Consider the following 20,492-nt stretch of genomic DNA (forward strand, 5'->3'; position numbering starts at 1 on the left):
GATTGACCGCCATGTTTGTATGACGTACAAATAACGTCATGACGAACGTGCGACCCTTGAAGGCGACGCGGGCTGTCCGGGAGCCGGGCAAGCGGATGCGCTCGCGCCTGCTGGACGCGGCGGTGGAGCTGTTCAAGGACCAGGGACTGGCGGGTGTGGCGGTGGCCGACATCGCCGCGGCGGCCGGGGCGTTTCCCAGCCAGATCACCTATTACTTCCGCACCAAGGAAGCGCTGTTTGTCGAGGCCGCCTGCCGCGAGGTGCTCTACGTCGCCCGCCGGGCCGAGGAGGCCGCGGCCAGGGCCGCGACAGGCCCCGACTACAACCGCGTTTTGGTCGAGACGGTGATCGGATCGCCCGGTTTGGCGCTGTTCGTCGAGGCGCTGTCCCTGACCCGCCGCCGCCAGGACCTGGTTCCGCTGGTCGAGCGCACCTTCGAACGCCTGCACGCCCAGGGCGACCGCGCCTATGCCGAGACCAAGACGGCCAGAGGCTGGAGCGGCGGCGATGATCCCGCCGTCACCGCCCGCCGGTTCTGGACCCTGGCGCTGGGCGTCACCCTGCGCGACGGCGCGACCGGCGCCACGACGCAGGAAGCCGTCGACGAAATGCTCGCCCTGCTCCGGCATGGCGCCAGCGGAGGACACGACTGATGGCCGCGGCCGCCCGCCTCTCGCCCAAGGACTTCTTCACCGACCAGGAATGGGCGCCGATCTCGACGCGCTCGGTCTGGCGCGGCCCAGCCATGATCGCCCACGCCTGGGCGCTGATCATCGCCGCCGGCGCCATGGTTGTGATCTGGCCGCTGACCCTGCCGCTGGCGGTGATGATCATCGGCACGCGCCAGCTGGGGCTGGCGATCCTGATGCATGACGCTGCGCACGGCGCCCTGCACAAGAACCTCAAGCTCAACGACTTCATCGGCGAGTGGCTGACGCCGGGCGGCCTGCACCGCTACCGGCCCTACCACCTGACACACCACCGCTTCGCCCAGCAGGGCGAGGATCCGGACCTGGTGCTGTCGGCGCCGTTCCCGATCACGCCGTTGTCGCTGAGGCGCAAGATCATCCGCGACCTGACCGGCCAGACCTTCTTCAAGCAGCGGTTCGGCGGGTTCGTCGCCAGGCTGAAGATGCGCAAGGCCGGACAGCCCGTGCTGCCGATCATCGTCCAGGAGATCAAGGACAAGCGCCGCTGGCTGGGCTTCGGCCTGGTCGTCACGGCGCTCGGCGCGCCGTTTGGGCTATGGTGGATCTGGCCGGTGCTGTGGGTGCTGCCGCAGGCGACCTGGCTGCCGCTGGTCACCCGGCTGCGCAACATCGCCGAGCACGCCTGCATCGACGTCAATGAGCCCGACCCGATGCGTCAGGCGCGCACCACCCAGGCGAACTTCCTCGAGCGACTGCTGATCGCGCCCTACTATGTGAACTATCACTGCGAGCATCACATGTTCATGCATGTGCCTTGCTACAACCTGCCCCGGGTGCACCGCGCGCTGCGCGCCAAGGGCGTCGACGAGCGCATGCTGATCGAACCGGGCGGTTACCTGAAGGTGCTGAAGCTGGCCTCGTCGAAGGCGGCCTAGAGGCCGGCCTTCTTCCGCGCCGACCGGAGCTGGAAGGCGAGAAACAGCAGCACGACGCCGAACACCAAGCCATAGATCCCGAGCCACCAGGTCAGCACCACTCCGCCAGCCATCGGCGACAGGATCAGAACGATCCCGAACAGCAGCGACACCACCGCCGAGAAGGCCAGCCAGCCGCGCGCCGGCACCGGTCCGCGACGCATCGCCGTCACCAGTTTCACACCGCCGGCGAACAACGCCCAGACCGCGACGATGACGACGAAGGTGATCATGCCGAGGCCCGGCATGAAGAACAGGATCAGGCTGGCCAGGATGTTGGCCACCCCCTCGACCGCCAGCAGGCCCCAGGAATGGCGCTCGCGCATCGCCCGGAAGGCGCTGGCGATGGCCAGGAAGCCGTCCGCCATCAGGTAAATCGAGAACACCAGCACCAGCGACAGCGCCGTCGTCACCGGCGCGAAGACCGCCAGCAGCCCGAACAGCACCCCGACGACGCCGCGCAGCGCGATCGCCTGCCACGAGACCCCTTCGAACATCGAGGTCAGCACAGGGTTGGGGGAACGCAATCCTTGATCTGTCGTCATGGCCTTCTCCCGCTTGGAGGGAAAAAGGCGAAACCTGGGCGTTCGGTTCCCGCCAATCGCGGCGCGCGCGCCTCGCCGGCCCATGCTAGGGGGCGCGGGTGATCATCCAGACCCTGGAAGGCCGCCGCGCCTTCATCCTCGAAAACACCCGCATCCAGCCGCCGCCGCACACGCCGGAGCTGACCCTTCACCTGGCCGACGAGGTGACGCCGATCTGGCGTCTGACCGAGGAAGCGCTGGCGGAAATCGGCCTGCCGCCGCCGTTCTGGGCTTTCGCCTGGGCCGGCGGCCAAGCCCTGGCGCGCTACGTTCTCGACCATCCGGACGAGGTGGCGGGCAAACGGGTCCTCGACTTCGCCTCGGGCTCGGGGATCGTCGGCATCGCCGCCATGCGGGCGGGCGCCGGACACACCCTGGCCACCGACATCGATCCGTTCTGCGGGGCGGCCCTGGCGGCGAACGCCGAGCTCAACGACGTGCGGATCGACTTCACCGACCAGAACCTGCTGGACGCCCCGCCGCCGGACGTCGACGTCATCCTGGCCGGCGACATCTGCTACGAGAAGCCGCTGGCCGACCAGGTCATGAACTGGCTGGCCGCCGCGCACGTACGCGGAACCCGGGTGCTGATCGGCGACCCCGGCCGCAGCTACTTCCCCCGCGTCGGGCTGGAGAAGCTGGCCGAGTACGAGGTGCCGACCACGCGCGAACTCGAAGACCGTGAGGTGAAGAAGACCGCCGTCTGGACTCTGCCGGCCTGACCACGCAGATTGGAACGAATTAAGAACTAAGTAGCGGAGATCGCCATGCGCGAAGACGGCAAGATCGACTATGTGGAACTGCCGGGCGGCGATCTCGTCTCCACCAAGCGCTTCTATCAGTCGGCCTTCGGCTGGACCTTCACCGATTACGGCCCCAGCTACGCCGCGTTCGAAGAGGGCCTGGACGGCGGGTTCGACGCCGACGCCGCGGCGCAGACGGAGAAGCCGCTGGTGGTGCTCTACGCCCACGACCTGGAGGCCATGGCCGCGAAGGTGCAAGCCGCCGGAGGGGCCATCGTCAAACCGATCTTCAGCTTCCCGGGCGGTCGGCGCTTCCACTTCCGCGACCCGTCGGGCAACGAGCTCGCAGTCTGGTCTGAGAACTAGAGCGTCGTCGAACCGTCACGCGCCGTCGCTATCGTCCGCCAGCGGACGATGACGGGAGACGCGTGCGATGGGCAAGAGCTGCGGCGAGTGCGGCATGTGCTGCAAGCTGCTGGCGATCCAGGCCCTGGACAAGCCGGCCGGGGCCTGGTGCGGGCACTTCAAGCGCGCAGCAGGCTGCGGGGTCTATGAGGACCGGCCGCCGGCCTGCCGCGGCTTCATCTGCCTGTGGCTCGACTCCGAGAAGCTGGACGAGGCCTGGCGGCCCGACCGCGCCAAGTTCCTGATGTACACCGAGAAGGACGGCCGGCGACTGAATGTCGTCGTCGACCCCAGCCAGCCGGCCGCGTGGAAGCGCGAACCCTATTACCGCCGGCTGAAGGCGATGTCGGAACTGGCGAAGGAGGGGCGCGAACTGGTCGTCTGCATCGGCGACCGCCGCATCGTCGTGTTCCCGCACGAGGACGTGGACCTCGGCCTGGTCGATCCCGAGCACAAGCTTGTCAGCGGCTATGCGGAGCGCGACGGCATGATGGTCCCGTACGCGATGATCCTCAGCGACGTACAGGCCAGCTAGGTCAGCTGCGAAATCATCGTCGGGTCGCAGGTGGTGGCCAGCGCCATGCCTGCGCGATCCCTGGCGAGCGGCAACAGCCCCTCGTCCGCCCTGGCCGACGGCAAGGTCATGGCATAGCAGGCCTCGGCGGGGCCGCTCATTGCGCCCAGCAGCCGGACCATGTCCTGCTCCAGAATCCAAGTATCGGCGGCGATCTCGTCGGGCGACGCCTGCTGGCCCGCCACCTGGCTGAACGCCAGGACGGCAAGCAACGCCGCCGACGCCGCCAAGGCGTCGATTGTTCGCATGTCTATCCCCAAAGGCGCATATAGCCGAGCCGTCCCCCAAAGGGCAATCGGACGGGGACGGAAAGTCCCTGCGACAAGGTGGGACGGCCCGCAGAACCCGCGCGCACGGGGCAAACTTCACCTTATAGTGGCGTGTCGCCGAGCATCGATGTCGGGAGTTCCCATGCGCCGCCGCACCTTCCTCGCCGCCCTGCCCGCCACGGCCCTCGCCGGCGGCGCGCTGGCGCAGAGCCGCGCCGACAATCCCAACCGCGACCGGCCCGACATGCATGGCGGCGACCGCATCGACGGCGCGACCTTCGCCTCGCGCAGCGCCGCCTGGGGTGCGAACGGCGCGGCCGCCACCGCCCACCCGCTCGCCAGCATGGCCGCGCTCGACATCCTGCGGCTGGGCGGCTCGGCGGTGGACGCGGCGATCGCGGCCAATGCGGTGCTGGGCCTGGTCGAGCCCATCGCCTGCGGCATCGGCGGCGACTGCTTCGTTATGGTCTGGGACCCGAAGACCCGCCGCGTCGAGGGGCTGAACGGTTCGGGCCGCAGCCCCAAGGGCCTGTCGCTGGAGACGGTGCGCGGCCGGGCCAAGAACGGCCTGATCCCGTCCTACGGCGCGGTGTCGGTCAGCGTCCCCGGCGCGGTCGACGCCTGGTGGACCCTGCACCTGCGCTACGGGAAACTGCCGTGGAAGGACCTGTTCGCCCCGGCGATCATCTATGCCGAAGAGGGGCACGCGGTGTCCCAGAACGTCGCCTACTACCTTGACCGCTCGCTGAAGAACTTCACGCGCCCGACGGCGGGCATCGAGGAGGTGGAGAACTTCAGGAAGGTCTGGGCGCCCGACGGCCGCACGCCGAAGGAAGGCGAGGTCTTCAAGAACCCGGCGCTGGGCCGCACCTATCGCCAGATCGCCGCCAACGGCCGCGACGGGTTCTATGGCGGCGAGGTCGCCCAGACCATCGAGACCTATTTCAAGCGGATCGGCGGCTGGATGACCAAGGCCGATCTCGCCGCCCACCACGCGCGCTGGGACCCGCCGCACAAGGTCAACTACCGCGGCGTCGACGTCTGGGGCCTGTCGCCGAACAGCCAGGGCCTGGCGACGCTACAGATGCTGAACATCATGGAGATGTTCGACTTCAAGGCCATGGGCTTCCAGTCGGCGGCGGCGATCCATCATGCCGTGGAGGCCAAGCGCCTGGCCTTCGAGGACCGCGCCAAGTTCTACGCCGACCCCGACTTCTTCAAAGTTCCGACCGAGTGGCTGCTGTCGAAGGAGTACGCGCGCGAGCGGGCCAGTCTGATCTCGCCCGACAAGATCCTGACGCCGGTCTTCCCGGGCCAGGCGCCCAGCCGCGGCGACACCACCTACTTCACCACCGCCGACAAGAACGGGATGATGGTTTCGATCATCCAGTCGAACTATCGCGGCATGGGCTCGGGCCTGTCGCCGGACGGGCTGGGCTTCATGTTCCAGAACCGCGGCGAGCTGTTCGCGCTGGAAGACGGCCACGCCAACATCTATGCGCCGGGCAAGCGCCCCTTCCAGACCATCATTCCGGGCTTTGCGACCAAGGGCGGCGATCCCTGGCTGTCGTTCGGGGTGATGGGCGGCGACATGCAGCCCCAGGGCCAGGCGCAGATCATCTCCAACATGATCGACTTCGGCCTAGGCGTGCAGGAGGCGGGCGACAGCCCGCGCTGGCACCACGGCGGCTCGAGCGAGCCGACCGGCGAGGCGCAGAAGGGGGTCGGGATCCTGAACCTCGAGAGCGGCGTGCCGGAGGCGACCAAGACGGCGCTGGCGGCCATCGGCTGGAACCTTGCGCCCGATCCCGGCGGCTATGGCGGCTACCAGGCCATCGAGCGCTGGCCCGGCCGCTACGCGGCGGCGACCGAGATGCGCAAGGACGGCGTGGCCCTGGCCTACTGATGTCGCCGACCTTCTTCGAGACGCCCGAGGCGTTCCGCGTCTGGCTGGAAGAAAACCACCAGACGGCGACCGAACTCTCGGTCGGCTTCCGCAAGAAGGGCGCGGGCCGCGCCTCGATCACCTGGCCGCAGGCTGTCGACCAGGCCCTGTGCTTCGGCTGGATCGACGGGGTTCGCCACGCGATCGACGGGGAGAGCTATCGCATCCGCTTCACGCCCAGGCGTCCGAAGGGGATCTGGAGCCAGGTGAACATCCGCAGGATCGAGGAGCTGCAGGCCCTGGGCCTGGTGCATCCTGACGGTCTGGCCGCGTTCGAGGCCGGCAAGGGCCGCACGAACGAGTACTCGCATGAGCGAGGCGTGCAGGTCTTCTCCGAGGCCGAGACGGCGGCGTTCCAGGCGAACGCGCCAGCCTGGGTGAACTTCCAGGCCTTCTCGCCATCGTATCGCAAGGTCGCCATCCACCGGGTGGTCAGCGCCAAGGGAGCCGACACCCGCGCCAGGCGGATGGCGATCCTGATTGACGCCTGCGCCGACGGGGTGAAGCTGGTCTCGGCGACCAAGAGGGAAGCGTGATGACCTCCGATGAAGTCCGCGAGTTGGTGCTGGCGTTTCCGGGCGCCGAGGAGGGCACGTCCTACGGTCAGCCCTCGTTCAAGGTGAACGGCAAATTCTTCACCCGGCTGCGCGGCGAAGACCAAAGCCTGGTGCTGCTCGACGTCAGCCACGACGAGCGGGAGATGCTGATCGAGGCCGAGCCGGCGACCTTCCACATCACGCCGCACTACAAGGACTATCCTAGCGTGCTCGCCCGCATCGAGCGGCTGCATCCCGGGTCGCTGCAGAACTTCCTGGAGCGCCGGTGGCGCAAGATCGCGCCGAAGAAGCTCGTCAAGGCTCGCGACGCAGGCGCCTGAGCCCCCTACGGAAGATTTCGTGGAACGGAGATGGCGCGCATCCGCTCAGAGGGCGATGGTCCGCACACTTCGCGACGCCAACGGACAGGAGTTCCCCATGGCCCAGCCGAAACCGCTCGAGCGCTTCGAATTCGAGGAAACAGACGAGGGCTATCTGCTGACCGTGGCCGGCGCCGGCGGCGAGCCCGTCGCGCTCGAGGTCTCGCCCGACCAGATGGACGCCATCATCGACGCCCTGAACGATGTCCTGGGCGGCGACGAAGGCTTCGACGATGACGACGATGACTGACTAGCGGACAGCCAGACCAGTGCGCACCTGGGCCGAGGCCTGGGCGAGGGTCTCGCGATAGCAGTCGGAGCGCGCGATGGCCTGTTTGACCATCCGCACGCTGTCGGCTTGGGCGCCGCACGCTTCGAGCGCAGCGGCCTCAAGTCGCTTCTGGAGACGTGCGACGTCGGCCGGACGGCCCGCGTCGAGGTCGCCCACCCGCACCACGGCGGAGCCGTAACCGGCGGGAGCGGCGACCGCAGCGCCCGCGACCAGGGCGAGCGCAGTCGAAACTGCGATGATTTTGAGCATGGCGTTTCCCTACTGCTGAATTAAGTCGCAGCTGCGGGGCTCTGCGGCCTCGTCACGCCACAACGCTTGACAGATATGGGGTTTGCGGCGGCCGCGCCACAGAAAACGGGAGGCTTAGAACTCGTCTTCCATGGCCGAGCGGAACTGCTCGAAGATCTCCGCGGCGCGCTCATTGCTCGGCTGCTCCGGCTCAGGGGCGGGCTGCGGCGCGGCCGCACCGACCAATCGGCCGGCCACTGCGCCGTTCTGCACCAGCAGCAGTTCCTCGCCCTCCTCCACGGCGGCGAGCAGCTGGGCGAGCTTGGGCGGAAGGTCGTCGAGATCGATGCGCTTCATGACCCGCCGTTTTTACCGGCGTCGCGCAGGTGACACCAGAGCCGCCCCGCCCTAGACCAAGCCTCAGCACGAATGGAGAGCGCATGGCCTATCGGTCGCTGAGGGATTTCATCGCCAAGCTGGAAGCCGCCGGCGAACTGGTTCGCGTCTCCGAGCCGGTCTCCAGCGTGCTGGAGATGACCGAGATCCAGCGCCGGCTGCTGGCGACCGGCGGCCCCGCGGTGCTTTTCGAGAACGTGATCCGCGCTGATGGCGAGCGCTCGCCCATGCCGTGCCTGGTCAACCTGTTCGGGACGGTGAAGCGCGTCGCCATGGGCGTAACCCTGGAGGGCCAGGAGCGCACCACCGCCGGCGAACTGCGCGAGGTCGGCGAACTGCTGGCCTTCCTGCGCAGCCCCGAGCCGCCGCGCGGCCTGAAGGACGCCTTCGAGATGCTGCCGCTGGCCAAGACCGTGATGTCGATGCGTCCGGCCACGGTGAAGAAAGCTCCGGTGCAGGAGGTGGTTTGGACCGGCGACCAAATCGACCTTTCGAAGCTGCCGATCCAGACCTGCTGGCCGGGCGAGCCCGCGCCGCTGATCACCTGGCCGCTGGTGGTGACCAAGGGCCCGTCGGACGAGCGTGAGGACGACTACAACCTCGGCATCTACCGCATGCAGGTGCTCGGCAAGGACAAGACCATCATGCGCTGGCTGGCGCACCGCGGCGGCGCCCAGCATCACCGCCGCTGGAAGGCGGCCGGCAAGCCCGACGCCCTGCCCGCCGCCGTGGTGATCGGCGCCGATCCCGGCACCATCCTGGCCGCGGTGACGCCGGTGCCCGAGACGCTGTCGGAGTATCAGTTCGCGGGCCTGATGCGCGGCGCGAAGGTCGACCTGGTCCAGGCCAAGACCGTGCCGCTGCTGGTCCCGGCCCAGGCCGAGATCGTCATCGAAGGCCACGTCATGCTGGACGAGTACGCCGACGAGGGTCCCTACGGCGACCACACCGGTTACTACAACTCGGTCGAGCAGTTCCCGGTGTTCAAGGTCAGCGCCATCACCATGCGCAAGGATCCGATCTATCTGACCACCTTCACCGGCCGCCCGCCGGATGAGCCGAGCGTGCTGGGCGAGGCGCTGAACGAGGTGTTCATTCCGCTGCTGCGCCAGCAATTTCCGGAGATCATCGATTTCTGGCTGCCGCCGGAGGGCTGCTCCTACCGGATCGCCGTGGTCTCGATGAAGAAGGCCTACCCCGGTCACGCCAAGCGCGTGATGATGGGCGTCTGGAGCTTCCTGCGGCAGTTCATGTACACCAAGTGGGTGATCGTCGTAGACGACGACATCAACGCCCGCGACTGGAAGGACGTCATGTGGGCGCTGTCGACCCGCATGGACCCGGCTCGCGACATTACCCTCGTCGAGGGCACGCCCATCGACTACCTGGACTTCGCTTCGCCCGAGAGCGGGCTGGGATCGAAGATCGGCCTGGACGCCACCAACAAGTGGCCGCCCGAGACCCATCGCGAGTGGGGCGAGAAACTGGGCATGGACGAAGCCACCGTGAAGGCCGTCACCGAGAAGTGGGCGCGCCTGGGATTGCCTGGCGGCGGCGCAGAGGTCTGACCTCACGGAGGACGTGACCGGGGCAAGCCTTGCCCTTTGCGTAAATCCAAGTCCAACTGCGCGCCTTCGCGGGGGCGACAGAGGGACAATCGAGTATGGACGCCGTGACATCCGGCCACGCTGCGGCCCTATGGGTCGGGCTGCACCTGATCCTGCTGCTGGTGCTGTCGCTGCTGGTCGTGCGCCAGCGGCGTCGGCACAAGGTGGCGCTGGGCGACGGCGGGGTGCCGGAACTGGCCCAGGCGATCCGCGCGTTCGGCAATGCGACCGAGTACGTCCCCGCCGCGATGGTCGGCATCGCGGTGCTGGCCATGGTCGATGCGCCGCCGCTGGCGGTGCACCTGACCGGCCTGCTGCTGTTCGTCGGCCGCGGCCTGCACGCGTTCGGGCTGTCGCGCAGCGGCGGCGCCTCGTTCGCCCGCTCGATCGGCGTCACCCTGACCTGGCTGGCCTATGTCTTCGCCAGTGTCGCCCTGCTGTTCTACGCCATCGCGTGAGCCGCCGCTTGCCGCGGAGCGCGCATCCCGCCATATGGCCTTGATGGACGAAAACCTCCTCGCCGATGTCGTCTCCGCCGCGCTGAAAGCCGGCGCGGACTCCGCCGAAGCCGTCGGGGCGCAACGCGCCGCCCTCGGCATCAATGTCCGCATGGGCGAACTGGAAGAGGTCGAGCGCGAGGAAAGCCGCGATCTCGGCCTGCGCGTCTTCGTCGGCCAGCGGCAGGCGACGGTCTCCGGATCGGACATCTCGCCCGAAGCCCGCGCGAAGCTGATCGAGCGGGCCGTGGCGATGGCCAAGCTCGCCCCGGAAGATCCGTATGCCGGCCTCGCCCCCAAGGAGCGTCTGGCCCAGGGCCCGTTCACCGACCTGGACCTCTACGATCCGCAGGAACCGTCCCCGGAATCGCTTGAGGAAGTCGCCCGCGCCGCCGAAGACGCCGCCCGCGCCAATCCCAAGATCACCAATTCCGACGGCGGCTCGGCCTCGGCCTCGTCGTCGCACTGGCGACTGGTGACCTCGGACGGCTTCTCCGGCGTCTACCAGGCTTCGGCCTTCTCGATCACCGCCTCGGCGATCGCCGGCGACGGCGAGACCATGGAGAGCGGCTATGACGGCCGTTCGGCCCGCTGGCGCGGCGACCTGCCCAGCGCACAGTCGATCGGCGAAGAAGCCGGCCGCCGCGCGGCGCAACGCCTGGGCGCGCGCAAGATCGACTCGACCACCGCCCCGGTGATCTTCGAGAACCGCGTGGCCATGTCGCTGATCAGCCCGCTGATCGGAGGCATCGCCGGTCCGTCGATCGCGCGCGGCACCTCTTTCCTGAAGGACAAGCTGAACGCCCAGCTGTTCGCCAAGGGCGTGAACATCATCGACGATCCCCACAAGGTCCGCGGCCTCGGCTCCTCGCCGTTCGACGACGAAGGCGTCGCCAACCGCCGCTGGGCGCTGATCGAGGACGGCGTGCTGACCACCTGGCTGATGAACACCTCGTCGGCCCGCCAGCTGGGACTGGAGACCACCGGCCACGCCTCGCGCGGGCTGGCCGGCGCGCCCGGTGTGTCGACCACCAACCTGACCGTGGAACCTGGCGCGCACAGCCAGGCCGAACTGATCGCCCAGGCCGGCAAGGGCCTGCTGATCACCTCGATGTTCGGCCCCTCGCTGAACGGCAACACCGGCGACTGGTCGGTGGGCTGCTCGGGCTTCTGGTTCGAGAACGGCGAGCTGGCCTATCCGGTCGCCGAGATCACCGTCGCCGGTAACCTGATCGACATCTATGGCCGGCTGGTCCCGGGCGCCGACCTGGAGATCCGCGGATCGGCCAATTCACCGTCGCTGCTCGTCGACGGACTGGCGATCGCCGGGCGCTGATGACGGATCCCGCCCAGGACCTCGAACTGATCACCCAAGCGGCGTTCGACGCCGGGGCGCTGGCCCAGAAGCTGCGCGGCGAAGGCCTGGAGACGTCCTACAAGGAGGGCGACTCCCCGGTCACCAACGCCGACCTCGCCACCGACGCGCTGATCAAGCAGATCCTGACCAGCGCCCGTCCCGACTACGGCTGGCTGTCCGAGGAAACCGCCGACGATCCTGCGCGCCGCTCACGGCGGCGGCTGTTCGTGGTCGACCCGATCGACGGCACGCGCGCCTTCATCAAGAACCGCCCCTGGTGGGCGGTGTCCGTCGCCGTCGTCGAGGACGACAAGCCGATCGCCGGCGTGGTCTTCGCTCCCGACGTCGACGAGACCTACCAGGCGATCGCCGGGAGGGGCGCGAGCCTCAACGGCCAACCCATTCAGGCCTCCGACCGCAACGTCGTCGAGGGCTGCGGCATGGTCGGCGACGCCCGGATGTTCGCCCACCCCGCCTGGCCGACCCCCTGGCCCGAAATGCGGATCGAGGCGCGCAACTCCACCGCCTATCGGATGTGCATCATCGCCGCCGGCGCTTTCGACGCCACCCTGGCGCTGGTCGCCAAGTTCGACTGGGATCTGGCCGCCGCCGACCTCATCGCGCGGGAAGCCGGCGCCTTCGTGGGCGATCACCGCGGTCGGCCGTTCGTGTACAATGGCGTAAAACCTGCACAACCGAGCCTAGTTTGCGCCGCGCCGCGCTTGGCCCCATTGATCCTTGAGCGCGTACGGCATATCGACCTACCCAACTGACCATTTTGGGGAACATCATGCCCGAGAAACAGCTTCTTCACCTCGTCATCGGCGGCGAACTTGAGGATCTGGAGCACAACACCTTCCGCGATCTGACGAAGATCGACCTGGTGGGCGCCTTCGCCAGCCATGGCGAGGCCGTCGCCGCCTGGCGCCGCAAGGCGCAGGAAACCGTCGACAACGCCCACATGCGCTACTTCGTGATCCACGCGCACAAGCTGCTCGATCCCGACAAGGATCCGCAGGAAGACTAGGCGTCGTCCACTTCCTCCCTTTGGGAGGTGCGAAACGTCGAGACGGAGGGGGCTTGCTGAGCCAGCGATCCCCCTCAGCCAGCCACGTGGCTTACAGCCCTTGAAACCTGTCTTCGGCAATAGACGAGCCCCCATGGCCCGTGTCGTAAGCTAGGAAAACAGAAAATCGCCCGAGGTCAGGCTGCTCATCGGGACGCCGGCGAGGACAATCGTCAGGCCATCCAGCGTGATCACCGTATCCGCGCCGACCATGGCCATCTTGCCGGACAAGGCCTGGAAATCCGCCGCCTGTGCGACTGACAGCCGGATGTGATCACCCTGTGTGAAGTCCGCGACGATATCGCGGCCTGTCCCGCCCACGAAATTGAAGAGATCTGCGCCCGCTCCGCCGACGAGGATATCGTCGCCCTTGTCGCCGGAGAGGTAGTCGGCACCGTCGCCGCCCATGATGAGGTCGTCGCCCTGGCCACCCAGAACGGTATCGTCGCCGAGGTCGCCCAGCAGCACGTCGTCGCCCGCATTGCCGTGGACGAAATCGTTGCCCTTGCCGCCGGAGACGGTGTCGTCGCCGAGGTCCCCGAACAGCAGGTCGTTCCCCTGGTTGCCGTTCAGGAAGTCGTCTCCCTGACCGCCGCTGACGATGTCGGGGCCCGCCCCCGCAGAGATGCTGTCGGCGCCGGTATTGCCCTGCAGGACGTCGTTGTTCAGCCCGGCGATCAGGGTGTCGTTACCCGCGCCGCCGGCGATCGTATCGGCGCCGCGCCCGCTCCATTCGATGAGATTGCCGCCGCCGTCGCCGGTGACCAGCGAGCCGAACGGCGTCACGATGGTGACGACCGACGGCGGCGGCGGTTCGGGTGGCGCCGACGCCTCGATGGTGATCTGCAGACCCGCGCTGGCGCTCGACGTGTTTCCCGCCAGGTCCGTGATCTTGGCCGAGACCGTATGCAGGCCGACCGCCAGGGTGCTCGACGTGATCGACCAGTTCCCCGAACCGTCGGCGGTTGCAGTCCCAAGCACGGTCGTTCCGTCGGTGTCGAACAACGAAACGGCCGCGTTCGCTTCGCTCGTGCCGGTAAAGGTGGGCGTGGCGTCGCTGGTGATATTGTCGGTGCTCGACGCCCCGGTGTCGGACGCGGGGCTGAGGTCCGGCGCGGAAGGCGCGGCGGCGGAGGTGTCGAGCACGTATCCATTGAGAGCGGTGCTGGCGTTGCCTGCGGCGTCGACGACCTGAACCTTCAGGACGCCGCTGCCGACGAGCGTGACGCCATTCCAGCTCAAGACGCTACCGCTTACCTTGGAAGTGATGTCAGTCCAGGTGGCCCCGTTGTCCAACGAGCCCAATACCTGGTCTCCCGCCGCCAGCCCGCCGCTCAGGACGCCGCTGATGGTCTGGGCCGCAACGCGGGTGACGAAGTCATTCGAGGAAGCGCCGCTGTCGTTCGACAGGGACAGGCTGGTGACCCCGGCCGGCGCAACTGTGTCGTATACATAGGCCTGGGCGAGGTGCGCACCCTCATTGCCGGCCGCGTCGACGACCCGCGCCTGCAGCGTGTTGCTCTGGGCGAGGGTGACGCCGCTGAGCGACCACGCGCTCGAACCTACCGAGGCGGCGACCGTGGTCCACGATGCGCCGTTGTCCGTCGAGAGCTGAACTTCCTCGCCCGCCGCCAGATTGGCTGACAGCGTGCCGCTTAGCGTCTGCGCGGCGGTCTTGGTGATGAAGTCGGAGTTGGAGCTCCCAGTGTCAGCCGAAAAGGCGAGCGCCGTGATGGTCGTCATTGGCGGCGTGGTGTCCAGCACGTAGGCCTGGGACGAGACTGAACCGTAATTGCCCGCCGTATCGACGATCCGCACTTTCAGCGTGTCGCTACCGGTGAGTGTGGCGTTCAGGGACCAAGTGTTCGTGCCCGCCGTGGTGGAGACCGCCGTCCAGGTGGCGCCGTTGTCGAGCGAGACTTCAACCTTGTCGCCCGCCACGAAGTTGCTCGCCGCTCTGCCGCTGATGGTCTGCGAAGACGCGTTGGTGATGAAATCGCTCGAGGAGAGTCCGGTATCATTGGACAGGCCAATGCTGCTGACGCTGGGCGGCGGCGTGGTGTCGAGCACAAAGGCGAAGGACGCCGCCGAGCCCTGATTGCCTGCAGCGTCGTCGACCCGCACCTTGAGCGTGTCGCTGCCTGCGAGGGTGACGGGCGTCGGGATGTTCCACATGCTGCCGGCCGACGGGGCTGTCGTCCAGGACTGGCCGTTGTCGAACGACACCAGAACGGTTTCGTCTGGCGCCAAAGGACCTGTCAGGACGCCGCTGACGGACTGCGAGGCGACGTTCGTGATGAGGTCGGTGTTTGAGGTCCCGGTGTCTGCCGAAAAGGTCACGGTGGCGCCGGTGATCGTGGGCGCGGTGGTGTCGACGACGATGCTGGCGTTGGCTCCCAGCGAGCCTGCCGCGCCTGGCACGGCCAGGGTCAGGACGACGGCCGTATGGGTCGCGGCGTCGGTGATCGCCGCGCCGTTCAGCGCAAGCGCCGAGGTCGAGGCGTAGTCCAGATCGGCGCTCGTTTCGCCAGCGCCGACCGTGTAGCTGAAGGTTAGGGTCGAGGAGCCGCTGCCGCCCACGTAGGTGCCCACCCCGCCGCTGCTCAGCGACAGTGTCGGCACGCCCCCTGCGGTGTCCACGAGCACCGCGCCGTCGAAATTGATGGCCAACGTCACCACGGCGCCGGCCTTGTAGCTGCCACTGGCGGGGACCGCGGTGACGGAGGCGACGTTGGTCATACTGAGTTCTCACTACCCGGAGGAATTTTCCCCGGGGGGGGGCCGGGACCTGATCGCCGGTCGCTCCCAGCGGCCAGCTTTCCGGCGGCGATTTTCAACAGAGCTTGTTAAGACTCTCTGGACACCGCGCTTCACCGGGCCCGTCGGTCAAGGACTGCGCAGGAAATCGTCGCCTGATCGAAATTGAGCTGAGCGTTTGCCCAGAACACCTCGCGACCGCTTAGAGCGCCAGGCTTGAGGCCCGCCTGCGTCCGTCTGCTCACAACCTAAGCAATCCGTGCCTCGCCGCCCTACTCCCGCTTGAGCACGCCTTCGGTGAGCAGCCGCCCCCACATGTTGGCGCGGAAGTCGGCCTTGATGGCCGCCTCATCGTAGGCGTCGCTGTCGACCCACTCCAGGAAGGTCTGGCCCTTGGGCTCGCCCTCGGCCAAGTAGCGTTCGAAGGTGTAGTCCAGCACCCCGGTCTTGCCCTGCTTCACATGCAGGTAGCGGATGTGCAGCTGATCCAGCGCCTCCCGGATCGGCAGGCCCTTGCGGAAGTGCATGTAGAACACGCTCATGATGCCGGCCCGGTCCGCGCCGGACTTGCAGTGCATCAGCGCCGGGTACTCGATCGTCTCGAACAGCTCCTTAGCGCCGTGCACGCGCGCGCGGCTGGGCACCTCGCGCGAGGTGATCGTGAAGTCGACCATCTTCAGGCCCAGGCGCTCGCAGGCGTCCTTCTCCAGCGCGTGGAAGCTGGCGTCGAACCCGCCGCGCAGGTTGATCACCGTCTTGATGCCGCGCTTCTTCCACTCGGCCAGCTGATGGGGCCAGGGCTGGTTGGTGCGCACCAGTTCGTCGCTGATCCAATGGGCGTTGGAAAAGCCCAGGCGCAGATAGGCGTGATCCTTCCAGAGATAATCCAGATAGGCCGCGGTTCGCCCCTTGGGCGTGGTGAGGTCGAAATCGGCCAAGCGAGCTTCCTGCATTGCGCGCGCCTAGATAGGCGGTTCGGGGCGCCAGCGGAAGCCAAGCGCGACGTCTGGTCCTAGGTCACGGGCTTCAGCACGGCGGTGAACCCCGCGACCTTGCCGCTGCTGGGCATCAGGGCGCAGGTGAAGGTGAAGTCGCGCCAGGCCGAGCCCGAGCGCACCTGCCCCGCGCCGGTCAGGCTGCGGGTGCTGACCAACGTCAAAGTCTTGGGATCGTCCGTGCCCAGGAACACCCGGTCGGCGTTGGGCACCTGCTTCTTCAGCGCCGGCAAGGCGACCGGCCGGCAGATCACCTCGGCGACCTTCTTGGCGTTGCTCCACCCGCTCGCCAGGCGCCGCTCTTCGGGCGTCTTGAGGGCCGCAATGGATTTGGCGATCGCAGTGTTTTGGGCCCGCGACAGCTCAGGCTCCTTGCCGAGTACGACCGGCGGGGCGGCCGGCGGAACCGGCGGCGTTGCGAGCGAAGATTTGGCCGACGGCGTCGCTGGTGCAGCCTTGGCAGGCGTCGGGGCGGCCGCCTTGGCCGCGGGCGCTGCAGGCGCGGCCGTGGACGGCTGCGCAACGGCGATCGCCGGTGCGAGCGTCAGGGCCAGGACGGATGCGACGGTGCGCATGACGGTCTCCATATGGGGTGAGGATCGCCGCCGCGCCCGTCACGACGGGTCAGGATCGGCGGCGCGGTTCAGTTTCACCCCGACCGACACCATATGCCGCCTTTGCGCCGGGCCAAGACGCCTTCTTGACTTCCCCGCGCCGAGAGCCGACCCCAGGACCGATGAGCGAGCCCGCCGCCGAACTTTCCACCCGCGCCGTCGTCGCCCGGATCGCGCGCGTCTACATGGCGCCGCGTTGGAAGGGCTGGACCGTGGCCATGATCGCCGCGATCGCGGTGGCCTATCTGAGCGCCAGCCTGATCCAGATCCTGGAGCCGGCGATCAACGACCTGCTGGTCAATCACAAGCCCGGAACCCTGCTGGCGGTGCCCTTGACCATCGCCTGTCTCGCGCTGGCGCGCGGCCTGTCGCAGGTGATCCAGGCGACCCAGGTCAACCGCATCGGCAACGAGGTCGTCGGCCAGGTCCAGGTGCAGCTGTTCGGCAAGCTGGTGCGCGCCGACCTGGCGCGCCTGCGGGCCGGCCACACCGGCTCGTTCGTCTCCTCGGTGCTCTACGACGCGGGCCTGATCCGCGAGGCGGCCACCGCAGGGGTGATCAACTATACCCAGCACCTGCTGACGGTGATCGGGGCGATCGTCGTGATGGTCAGCAACGACCCGATGCTGTCGCTGACCCTGGTGGTGGCCGCGCCCCTGTCGACCTGGGTCATGCGCCGTTTCTCCAAGCGGACGGTCAAGGCCACCAAGGGCGCCATGGCCGAGACCTCGGCCCTCTCCACCGCGATCATGGAAAGCCTCGACGGCGTGCGGGTGGTGAAGATCGAGAACCGCGAGGCCTATGAGGAAGAGCGCGTGGCCGAAGTGGTCAAGCGCCGCCAGAAGTTCCTGGTCAAGGGCGCCAACGCGCGCGCGCGCGCCGCTCCGGCGACCGAGACCCTGATGACCCTGATCACGGCCGGGGTCATCGCCTATGCCGGCTGGCGCTCGCAGTCCGGCGGCATGAACGTCGGGGCATTCGTCGCCTTCATCGGCGCGCTGGGCCTCGCCTCGCAGTCGCTGCGCCAGCTCGCCAACCTGCAGACGGTGATGGCCGAGGGACTGTCGGCCGCGCGCCGGCTGTTTGCGTCCCTCGACGTCGAGCCGGAAGTGCGCGAACGCCCCGGCGCCAAACCGCTGGTCATCACCAACGGCACCGTCGCCTTCGACGACGTCGGCTTCGCTTACGGCGCCGAGGACCGCCCCGCGCTGCAGGGCGTCAGCTTCGAGGTCCGGCGCGGCGAGACCGTCGCCCTGGTCGGCCCGTCCGGAGGCGGCAAGACCACGATCCTCAACCTGATTCCGCGCTTCTACGACGCCAGCAGCGGCAAGGTGACGATCGACGGCGTCGACGTGCGCGACGTCACCCTGGCCTCGCTGCGCGACCATGTCGCCCTGGTCACCCAGGAGCCGTTCCTGTTCGACGAGACCATCCGCGCCAACATCGCCTACGGCCGGCCCGGCGCCACGCCCGAGCAGGTGATCGAAGCGGCCAAGGCCGCCGCGGCGCATGAGTTCATCAGCGTCCTGCCCGAAGGCTACGAGACCCTGGTCGGCGAGGCCGGCGCGCGCCTGTCCGGCGGCCAGCGCCAGCGCATCGCCATCGCCCGCGCCTTCCTCAAGGACGCCCCGATCCTGCTGCTCGACGAAGCCACCAGCGCACTCGACACCGAGAGCGAGGCCCAGGTCCAGGCCGCGCTGTCGCGGCTGATGCACGGGCGCGCCACCATCCTGATCGCGCACCGGCTGTCGACCGTGCGCGGCGCCGACCGCATCTATGTCATCGAAAAGGGCAAGGTCGTCGAGACCGGCGACCATGCGAGCCTGATCAAGAAGCGCGGCCTTTATGCCCGGCTGGCCAAGAGCCAGGACCTCGACATGGAACCCGCACTTTGAAGAACCTGTTGCGTAACCCCGGCGTCCAGACTTTCCTGAGCTGGCTGCTGTGGCTGCACCTGATCATCACGCTGAAGAGCCGTCGTTGGACGCACGACAACATGGCCTGCGTGGAACCGGTGCTGCAGGACGGCAAGCCGGCGGTGGGGCTGTTCTGGCACGGTAGCATCCCGCTGTGCCTGGGCCTGGCGCCCGTCTGGTGGCGGCGCGACAAGGTCCGCTGCATGGTCTCTCCGTCCTCCGACGGCGAGTTCGTCGCCCAGGCGCTGTCGCGGGCCGGCTTCCCAGCCATCCGCACCTCCTCGGCCAAGAAGGGCGACACCACCAAGGCTCGCCAGGCCGTCGCCGCGATCCGCCAGGCGATGAACTGGGTCAACGACGGCGGCGTGCTGATCGTGACGCCGGACGGTCCGCGCGGCCCGGCCGAGGTGATCGCGCCCGGCTCCCTGCAGATCGCCCGCAAGACCGGCGCGCCGATCTACCTGATGGGCCTGGCGGTTTCGCCGGCCATCGTGCTCGACACCTGGGACAAGGTCACCTTCGCCTGGCCGTTCGGGCGCGGCGCGACCGCCTGGGACGGCCCGTTCTACGTGCCCGCCGACGCCGGCGAGGCCGAGATCGCCGCCCTGATCGCGGATCTGTCGGCCAAGCTGACAGCCACCACCCAGCGGGCCCAGGCCCTGGTCGGGCGACGTTGATCCTTCCGCGCCAGGATGACACATAGGGTCATGGCGCACGACCATCACAGCCATCGGCACGACGACCATGATCACGACCACGATCATGGCGGGCACGCGCATGGCCACGGTCATTCGCATGCCCACGGGCCGGGCGGCCACAGCCATGCGCCGAAGGACTTCGGACGCGCCTTCGCGATCGGCGTGGGGCTGAACTTCGCCTTCGTCCTGGCCGAGGCCGGCGTCGGCATCTGGTCGGGCTCGCTGGCGCTGCTGGCCGACGCCGGACACAACCTCTCCGATGTGCTCAGCCTGCTGCTGGCCTGGGGGGCGACCATTCTCGCGAAATCGGCCCCGACCTCGCGCCGGACCTACGGCCTGCGCAAGGCCACGATCCTCGCCTCGCTGGCCAACGCCGTGCTGCTGCTGGTCGCGGTCGGGGTGATCGTCTCCGAAGCCATCCACCGGTTCTCCGAGCCGGCGCCGATCGCCACCTGGCCGGTCATGGCCGTGGCCGCCATCGGCGTCGTGATCAACACCGCCACGGCGCTGATGTTCATGAAGGGCCACGAGGACCTCAACATCCGTGGGGCCTTCCTGCACATGGCGGCCGACGCCGCCGTATCGCTGGCCGTGGTGATCGGGGCCGGCGCGATCGCGCTGACCGGCCTGCTGTGGATCGACCCGGCGCTCAGCCTGCTGATCGCCGCCGTCATCGTCATCGGCACCTGGGCGCTGCTGCGCGATTCCGTCGATCTCGCCCTCGACGCCGCCCCTCGGGGACTGGACGTCGAAGCGGTGCGCGCCTGGCTGCTGGCCCGCCCCGGAGTAACCGAAGTGCACGACCTGCATGTCTGGGCGATGAGCACCACCGAGACGGCGATGACCGCCCACGTGACCCGGCCGGAAAACACCGACGGCGACGCGTTCCTGCACGAGGCCTGCGAGGGCCTGGCCCACAAGTTCGGCATCGGCCATGCGACCCTGCAGGTCGAGACCGGCCACTCGGCGGCCTGCCGGCTCGCCAACGCCCACGCGATCTGAGCCCGGC

The 20,492-nt window shown here is 68.2% G+C and carries 24 protein-coding genes; 17 read left to right on the top strand and 7 right to left on the bottom strand.

Annotated elements, in window-relative coordinates:
* The first annotated feature begins 38 nt into the window (after positions 1-38).
* Entirely contained in the window at positions 39-653 is a 615-nt protein-coding gene (locus AC1Q87_RS07165) for a TetR/AcrR family transcriptional regulator C-terminal domain-containing protein (protein WP_492608294.1), read from the top strand.
* Entirely contained in the window at positions 653-1,585 is a 933-nt protein-coding gene (locus AC1Q87_RS07170; protein ID WP_492608295.1) for a fatty acid desaturase family protein, read from the top strand. Before AC1Q87_RS07165 ends, AC1Q87_RS07170 begins: the two co-directional genes overlap by 1 nt.
* Here the strand turns inward: AC1Q87_RS07170 and AC1Q87_RS07175 are convergent.
* Positions 1,582-2,169: an HdeD family acid-resistance protein gene (locus AC1Q87_RS07175; protein WP_492608296.1), complete on the bottom strand. Its 588-nt coding sequence runs from the start codon at positions 2,167-2,169 to the stop codon at positions 1,582-1,584. The two genes, AC1Q87_RS07170 and AC1Q87_RS07175, sit on opposite strands and share 4 nt — an antisense overlap.
* Positions 2,170-2,267: 98 nt before the next feature.
* Here AC1Q87_RS07175 and AC1Q87_RS07180 point away from each other — a divergent pair, with 98 nt between their 5' ends.
* The 3 genes from AC1Q87_RS07180 to AC1Q87_RS07190 all read left to right on the top strand — a co-directional run bounded on the left by AC1Q87_RS07180 (position 2,268) and on the right by AC1Q87_RS07190 (position 3,891).
* Positions 2,268-2,930, top strand: a complete 663-nt coding sequence (locus AC1Q87_RS07180; protein ID WP_492608297.1) for a class I SAM-dependent methyltransferase — start codon at positions 2,268-2,270, stop codon at positions 2,928-2,930.
* Between the two features lie 45 nt (positions 2,931-2,975).
* Positions 2,976-3,317, top strand: a complete 342-nt coding sequence (locus tag AC1Q87_RS07185) for a VOC family protein (RefSeq protein ID WP_492608298.1) — start codon at positions 2,976-2,978, stop codon at positions 3,315-3,317.
* A 67-nt stretch (positions 3,318-3,384) separates the two neighbouring features.
* Positions 3,385-3,891 carry a YkgJ family cysteine cluster protein gene (locus AC1Q87_RS07190; RefSeq protein ID WP_492608299.1) on the top strand — a complete coding sequence of 169 codons (507 nt, stop codon included), beginning with the start codon at positions 3,385-3,387 and terminating at the stop codon, positions 3,889-3,891.
* Here AC1Q87_RS07190 and AC1Q87_RS07195 read toward each other — a convergent pair.
* The gene (locus tag AC1Q87_RS07195; RefSeq protein ID WP_492608300.1) at positions 3,888-4,178 is read right to left on the bottom strand and encodes a hypothetical protein; all 291 of its coding nucleotides are present in this window, start codon (positions 4,176-4,178) and stop codon (positions 3,888-3,890) included. The two genes, AC1Q87_RS07190 and AC1Q87_RS07195, sit on opposite strands and share 4 nt — an antisense overlap.
* 163 nt (positions 4,179-4,341) lie before the next feature.
* Here AC1Q87_RS07195 and ggt point away from each other — a divergent pair, with 163 nt between their 5' ends.
* From ggt to AC1Q87_RS07215, 4 genes are all read left to right on the top strand, one after another.
* Positions 4,342-6,105, top strand: a complete 1,764-nt coding sequence (gene ggt, locus AC1Q87_RS07200) for a gamma-glutamyltransferase (RefSeq protein WP_492608301.1) — start codon at positions 4,342-4,344, stop codon at positions 6,103-6,105.
* Entirely contained in the window at positions 6,105-6,680 is a 576-nt protein-coding gene (locus AC1Q87_RS07205) for a YdeI/OmpD-associated family protein (protein ID WP_492608302.1), read from the top strand. The genes ggt and AC1Q87_RS07205 overlap by 1 nt, the downstream gene beginning before the upstream one ends.
* A complete protein-coding gene (locus tag AC1Q87_RS07210) occupies positions 6,680-7,021 on the top strand; it encodes an MmcQ/YjbR family DNA-binding protein (protein ID WP_492608303.1) in 342 nt (113 codons plus the stop codon). The genes AC1Q87_RS07205 and AC1Q87_RS07210 overlap by 1 nt, the downstream gene beginning before the upstream one ends.
* A gap of 97 nt (positions 7,022-7,118) precedes the next feature.
* Complete coding sequence (locus AC1Q87_RS07215; protein WP_492608304.1) at positions 7,119-7,310, top strand: hypothetical protein; 192 nt, start codon at positions 7,119-7,121, stop codon at positions 7,308-7,310.
* On the opposite strand, the gene AC1Q87_RS07220 is transcribed toward AC1Q87_RS07215, so the two are convergent.
* Positions 7,311-7,601, bottom strand: a complete 291-nt coding sequence (locus tag AC1Q87_RS07220) for a UrcA family protein (protein WP_492608305.1) — start codon at positions 7,599-7,601, stop codon at positions 7,311-7,313.
* A 114-nt stretch (positions 7,602-7,715) separates the two neighbouring features.
* Positions 7,716-7,937, bottom strand: coding sequence for a type II toxin-antitoxin system prevent-host-death family antitoxin (locus tag AC1Q87_RS07225; protein WP_492608306.1), 222 nt, complete (start codon positions 7,935-7,937; stop codon positions 7,716-7,718).
* Between the two features lie 83 nt (positions 7,938-8,020).
* Between AC1Q87_RS07225 and AC1Q87_RS07230 the strand changes: the two genes are divergently transcribed.
* The 5 genes from AC1Q87_RS07230 to AC1Q87_RS07250 all read left to right on the top strand — a co-directional run bounded on the left by AC1Q87_RS07230 (position 8,021) and on the right by AC1Q87_RS07250 (position 12,464).
* Complete coding sequence (locus AC1Q87_RS07230) at positions 8,021-9,544, top strand: UbiD family decarboxylase (RefSeq protein WP_492608307.1); 1,524 nt, start codon at positions 8,021-8,023, stop codon at positions 9,542-9,544.
* A gap of 95 nt (positions 9,545-9,639) precedes the next feature.
* Complete coding sequence (locus AC1Q87_RS07235; protein WP_492608308.1) at positions 9,640-10,041, top strand: MAPEG family protein; 402 nt, start codon at positions 9,640-9,642, stop codon at positions 10,039-10,041.
* A 43-nt stretch (positions 10,042-10,084) separates the two neighbouring features.
* Positions 10,085-11,416: a TldD/PmbA family protein gene (locus AC1Q87_RS07240; protein ID WP_492608309.1), complete on the top strand. Its 1,332-nt coding sequence runs from the start codon at positions 10,085-10,087 to the stop codon at positions 11,414-11,416.
* The gene (locus AC1Q87_RS07245) at positions 11,416-12,210 is read left to right on the top strand and encodes a 3'(2'),5'-bisphosphate nucleotidase CysQ (RefSeq protein WP_492608310.1); all 795 of its coding nucleotides are present in this window, start codon (positions 11,416-11,418) and stop codon (positions 12,208-12,210) included. Before AC1Q87_RS07240 ends, AC1Q87_RS07245 begins: the two co-directional genes overlap by 1 nt.
* Positions 12,211-12,227: 17 nt before the next feature.
* The gene (locus AC1Q87_RS07250; RefSeq protein WP_056017944.1) at positions 12,228-12,464 is read left to right on the top strand and encodes a DUF4170 domain-containing protein; all 237 of its coding nucleotides are present in this window, start codon (positions 12,228-12,230) and stop codon (positions 12,462-12,464) included.
* A gap of 150 nt (positions 12,465-12,614) precedes the next feature.
* Here AC1Q87_RS07250 and AC1Q87_RS07255 read toward each other — a convergent pair whose 3' ends face one another.
* The 3 genes from AC1Q87_RS07255 to AC1Q87_RS07265 all read right to left on the bottom strand — a co-directional run bounded on the left by AC1Q87_RS07255 (position 12,615) and on the right by AC1Q87_RS07265 (position 16,830).
* On the bottom strand, positions 12,615-15,242 hold the full coding sequence (locus AC1Q87_RS07255; protein ID WP_492608311.1) for an Ig-like domain-containing protein: 2,628 nt from the start codon (positions 15,240-15,242) through the stop codon (positions 12,615-12,617).
* A gap of 290 nt (positions 15,243-15,532) precedes the next feature.
* Entirely contained in the window at positions 15,533-16,198 is a 666-nt protein-coding gene (locus AC1Q87_RS07260) for a fused DSP-PTPase phosphatase/NAD kinase-like protein (RefSeq protein ID WP_492608312.1), read from the bottom strand.
* Positions 16,199-16,272: 74 nt separating this feature from the next.
* Positions 16,273-16,830, bottom strand: coding sequence for a hypothetical protein (locus tag AC1Q87_RS07265; RefSeq protein ID WP_492608313.1), 558 nt, complete (start codon positions 16,828-16,830; stop codon positions 16,273-16,275).
* A 161-nt stretch (positions 16,831-16,991) separates the two neighbouring features.
* Here AC1Q87_RS07265 and AC1Q87_RS07270 point away from each other — a divergent pair, with 161 nt between their 5' ends.
* From AC1Q87_RS07270 to AC1Q87_RS07280, 3 genes are read left to right on the top strand one after another with little or no spacing between them, the layout of a single operon-like run.
* Positions 16,992-18,764 (top strand): ABC transporter ATP-binding protein, encoded by a 1,773-nt coding sequence (locus AC1Q87_RS07270; protein ID WP_492608314.1) that lies wholly within the window; start codon positions 16,992-16,994, stop codon positions 18,762-18,764.
* Between the two features lie 8 nt (positions 18,765-18,772).
* Positions 18,773-19,462: a lysophospholipid acyltransferase family protein gene (locus AC1Q87_RS07275; protein ID WP_492608315.1), complete on the top strand. Its 690-nt coding sequence runs from the start codon at positions 18,773-18,775 to the stop codon at positions 19,460-19,462.
* Between the two features lie 30 nt (positions 19,463-19,492).
* On the top strand, positions 19,493-20,485 hold the full coding sequence (locus tag AC1Q87_RS07280) for a cation diffusion facilitator family transporter (RefSeq protein ID WP_492608316.1): 993 nt from the start codon (positions 19,493-19,495) through the stop codon (positions 20,483-20,485).
* Positions 20,486-20,492 lie beyond the last annotated feature (7 nt).

The organism is Phenylobacterium sp. GW823-FHT02A09, assembly GCF_058797775.1.

Coding starts and splice junctions, on each gene's coding strand:
- AC1Q87_RS07165 (WP_492608294.1), top strand. CDS start 39: ATGACGAACGTGCGACCCTTGAAGGCGACGCGGGCTGTCCGGGAGCCG.
- AC1Q87_RS07170 (WP_492608295.1), top strand. CDS start 653: ATGGCCGCGGCCGCCCGCCTCTCGCCCAAGGACTTCTTCACCGACCAG.
- AC1Q87_RS07175 (WP_492608296.1), bottom strand. CDS start 2,169: ATGACGACAGATCAAGGATTGCGTTCCCCCAACCCTGTGCTGACCTCG.
- AC1Q87_RS07185 (WP_492608298.1), top strand. CDS start 2,976: ATGCGCGAAGACGGCAAGATCGACTATGTGGAACTGCCGGGCGGCGAT.
- AC1Q87_RS07190 (WP_492608299.1), top strand. CDS start 3,385: ATGGGCAAGAGCTGCGGCGAGTGCGGCATGTGCTGCAAGCTGCTGGCG.
- AC1Q87_RS07195 (WP_492608300.1), bottom strand. CDS start 4,178: ATGCGAACAATCGACGCCTTGGCGGCGTCGGCGGCGTTGCTTGCCGTC.
- ggt (WP_492608301.1), top strand. CDS start 4,342: ATGCGCCGCCGCACCTTCCTCGCCGCCCTGCCCGCCACGGCCCTCGCC.
- AC1Q87_RS07205 (WP_492608302.1), top strand. CDS start 6,105: ATGTCGCCGACCTTCTTCGAGACGCCCGAGGCGTTCCGCGTCTGGCTG.
- AC1Q87_RS07210 (WP_492608303.1), top strand. CDS start 6,680: ATGACCTCCGATGAAGTCCGCGAGTTGGTGCTGGCGTTTCCGGGCGCC.
- AC1Q87_RS07215 (WP_492608304.1), top strand. CDS start 7,119: ATGGCCCAGCCGAAACCGCTCGAGCGCTTCGAATTCGAGGAAACAGAC.
- AC1Q87_RS07220 (WP_492608305.1), bottom strand. CDS start 7,601: ATGCTCAAAATCATCGCAGTTTCGACTGCGCTCGCCCTGGTCGCGGGC.
- AC1Q87_RS07225 (WP_492608306.1), bottom strand. CDS start 7,937: ATGAAGCGCATCGATCTCGACGACCTTCCGCCCAAGCTCGCCCAGCTG.
- AC1Q87_RS07230 (WP_492608307.1), top strand. CDS start 8,021: ATGGCCTATCGGTCGCTGAGGGATTTCATCGCCAAGCTGGAAGCCGCC.
- AC1Q87_RS07235 (WP_492608308.1), top strand. CDS start 9,640: ATGGACGCCGTGACATCCGGCCACGCTGCGGCCCTATGGGTCGGGCTG.
- AC1Q87_RS07240 (WP_492608309.1), top strand. CDS start 10,085: ATGGACGAAAACCTCCTCGCCGATGTCGTCTCCGCCGCGCTGAAAGCC.
- AC1Q87_RS07245 (WP_492608310.1), top strand. CDS start 11,416: ATGACGGATCCCGCCCAGGACCTCGAACTGATCACCCAAGCGGCGTTC.
- AC1Q87_RS07250 (WP_056017944.1), top strand. CDS start 12,228: ATGCCCGAGAAACAGCTTCTTCACCTCGTCATCGGCGGCGAACTTGAG.
- AC1Q87_RS07255 (WP_492608311.1), bottom strand. CDS start 15,242: ATGACCAACGTCGCCTCCGTCACCGCGGTCCCCGCCAGTGGCAGCTAC.
- AC1Q87_RS07265 (WP_492608313.1), bottom strand. CDS start 16,830: ATGCGCACCGTCGCATCCGTCCTGGCCCTGACGCTCGCACCGGCGATC.
- AC1Q87_RS07270 (WP_492608314.1), top strand. CDS start 16,992: ATGAGCGAGCCCGCCGCCGAACTTTCCACCCGCGCCGTCGTCGCCCGG.
- AC1Q87_RS07280 (WP_492608316.1), top strand. CDS start 19,493: ATGGCGCACGACCATCACAGCCATCGGCACGACGACCATGATCACGAC.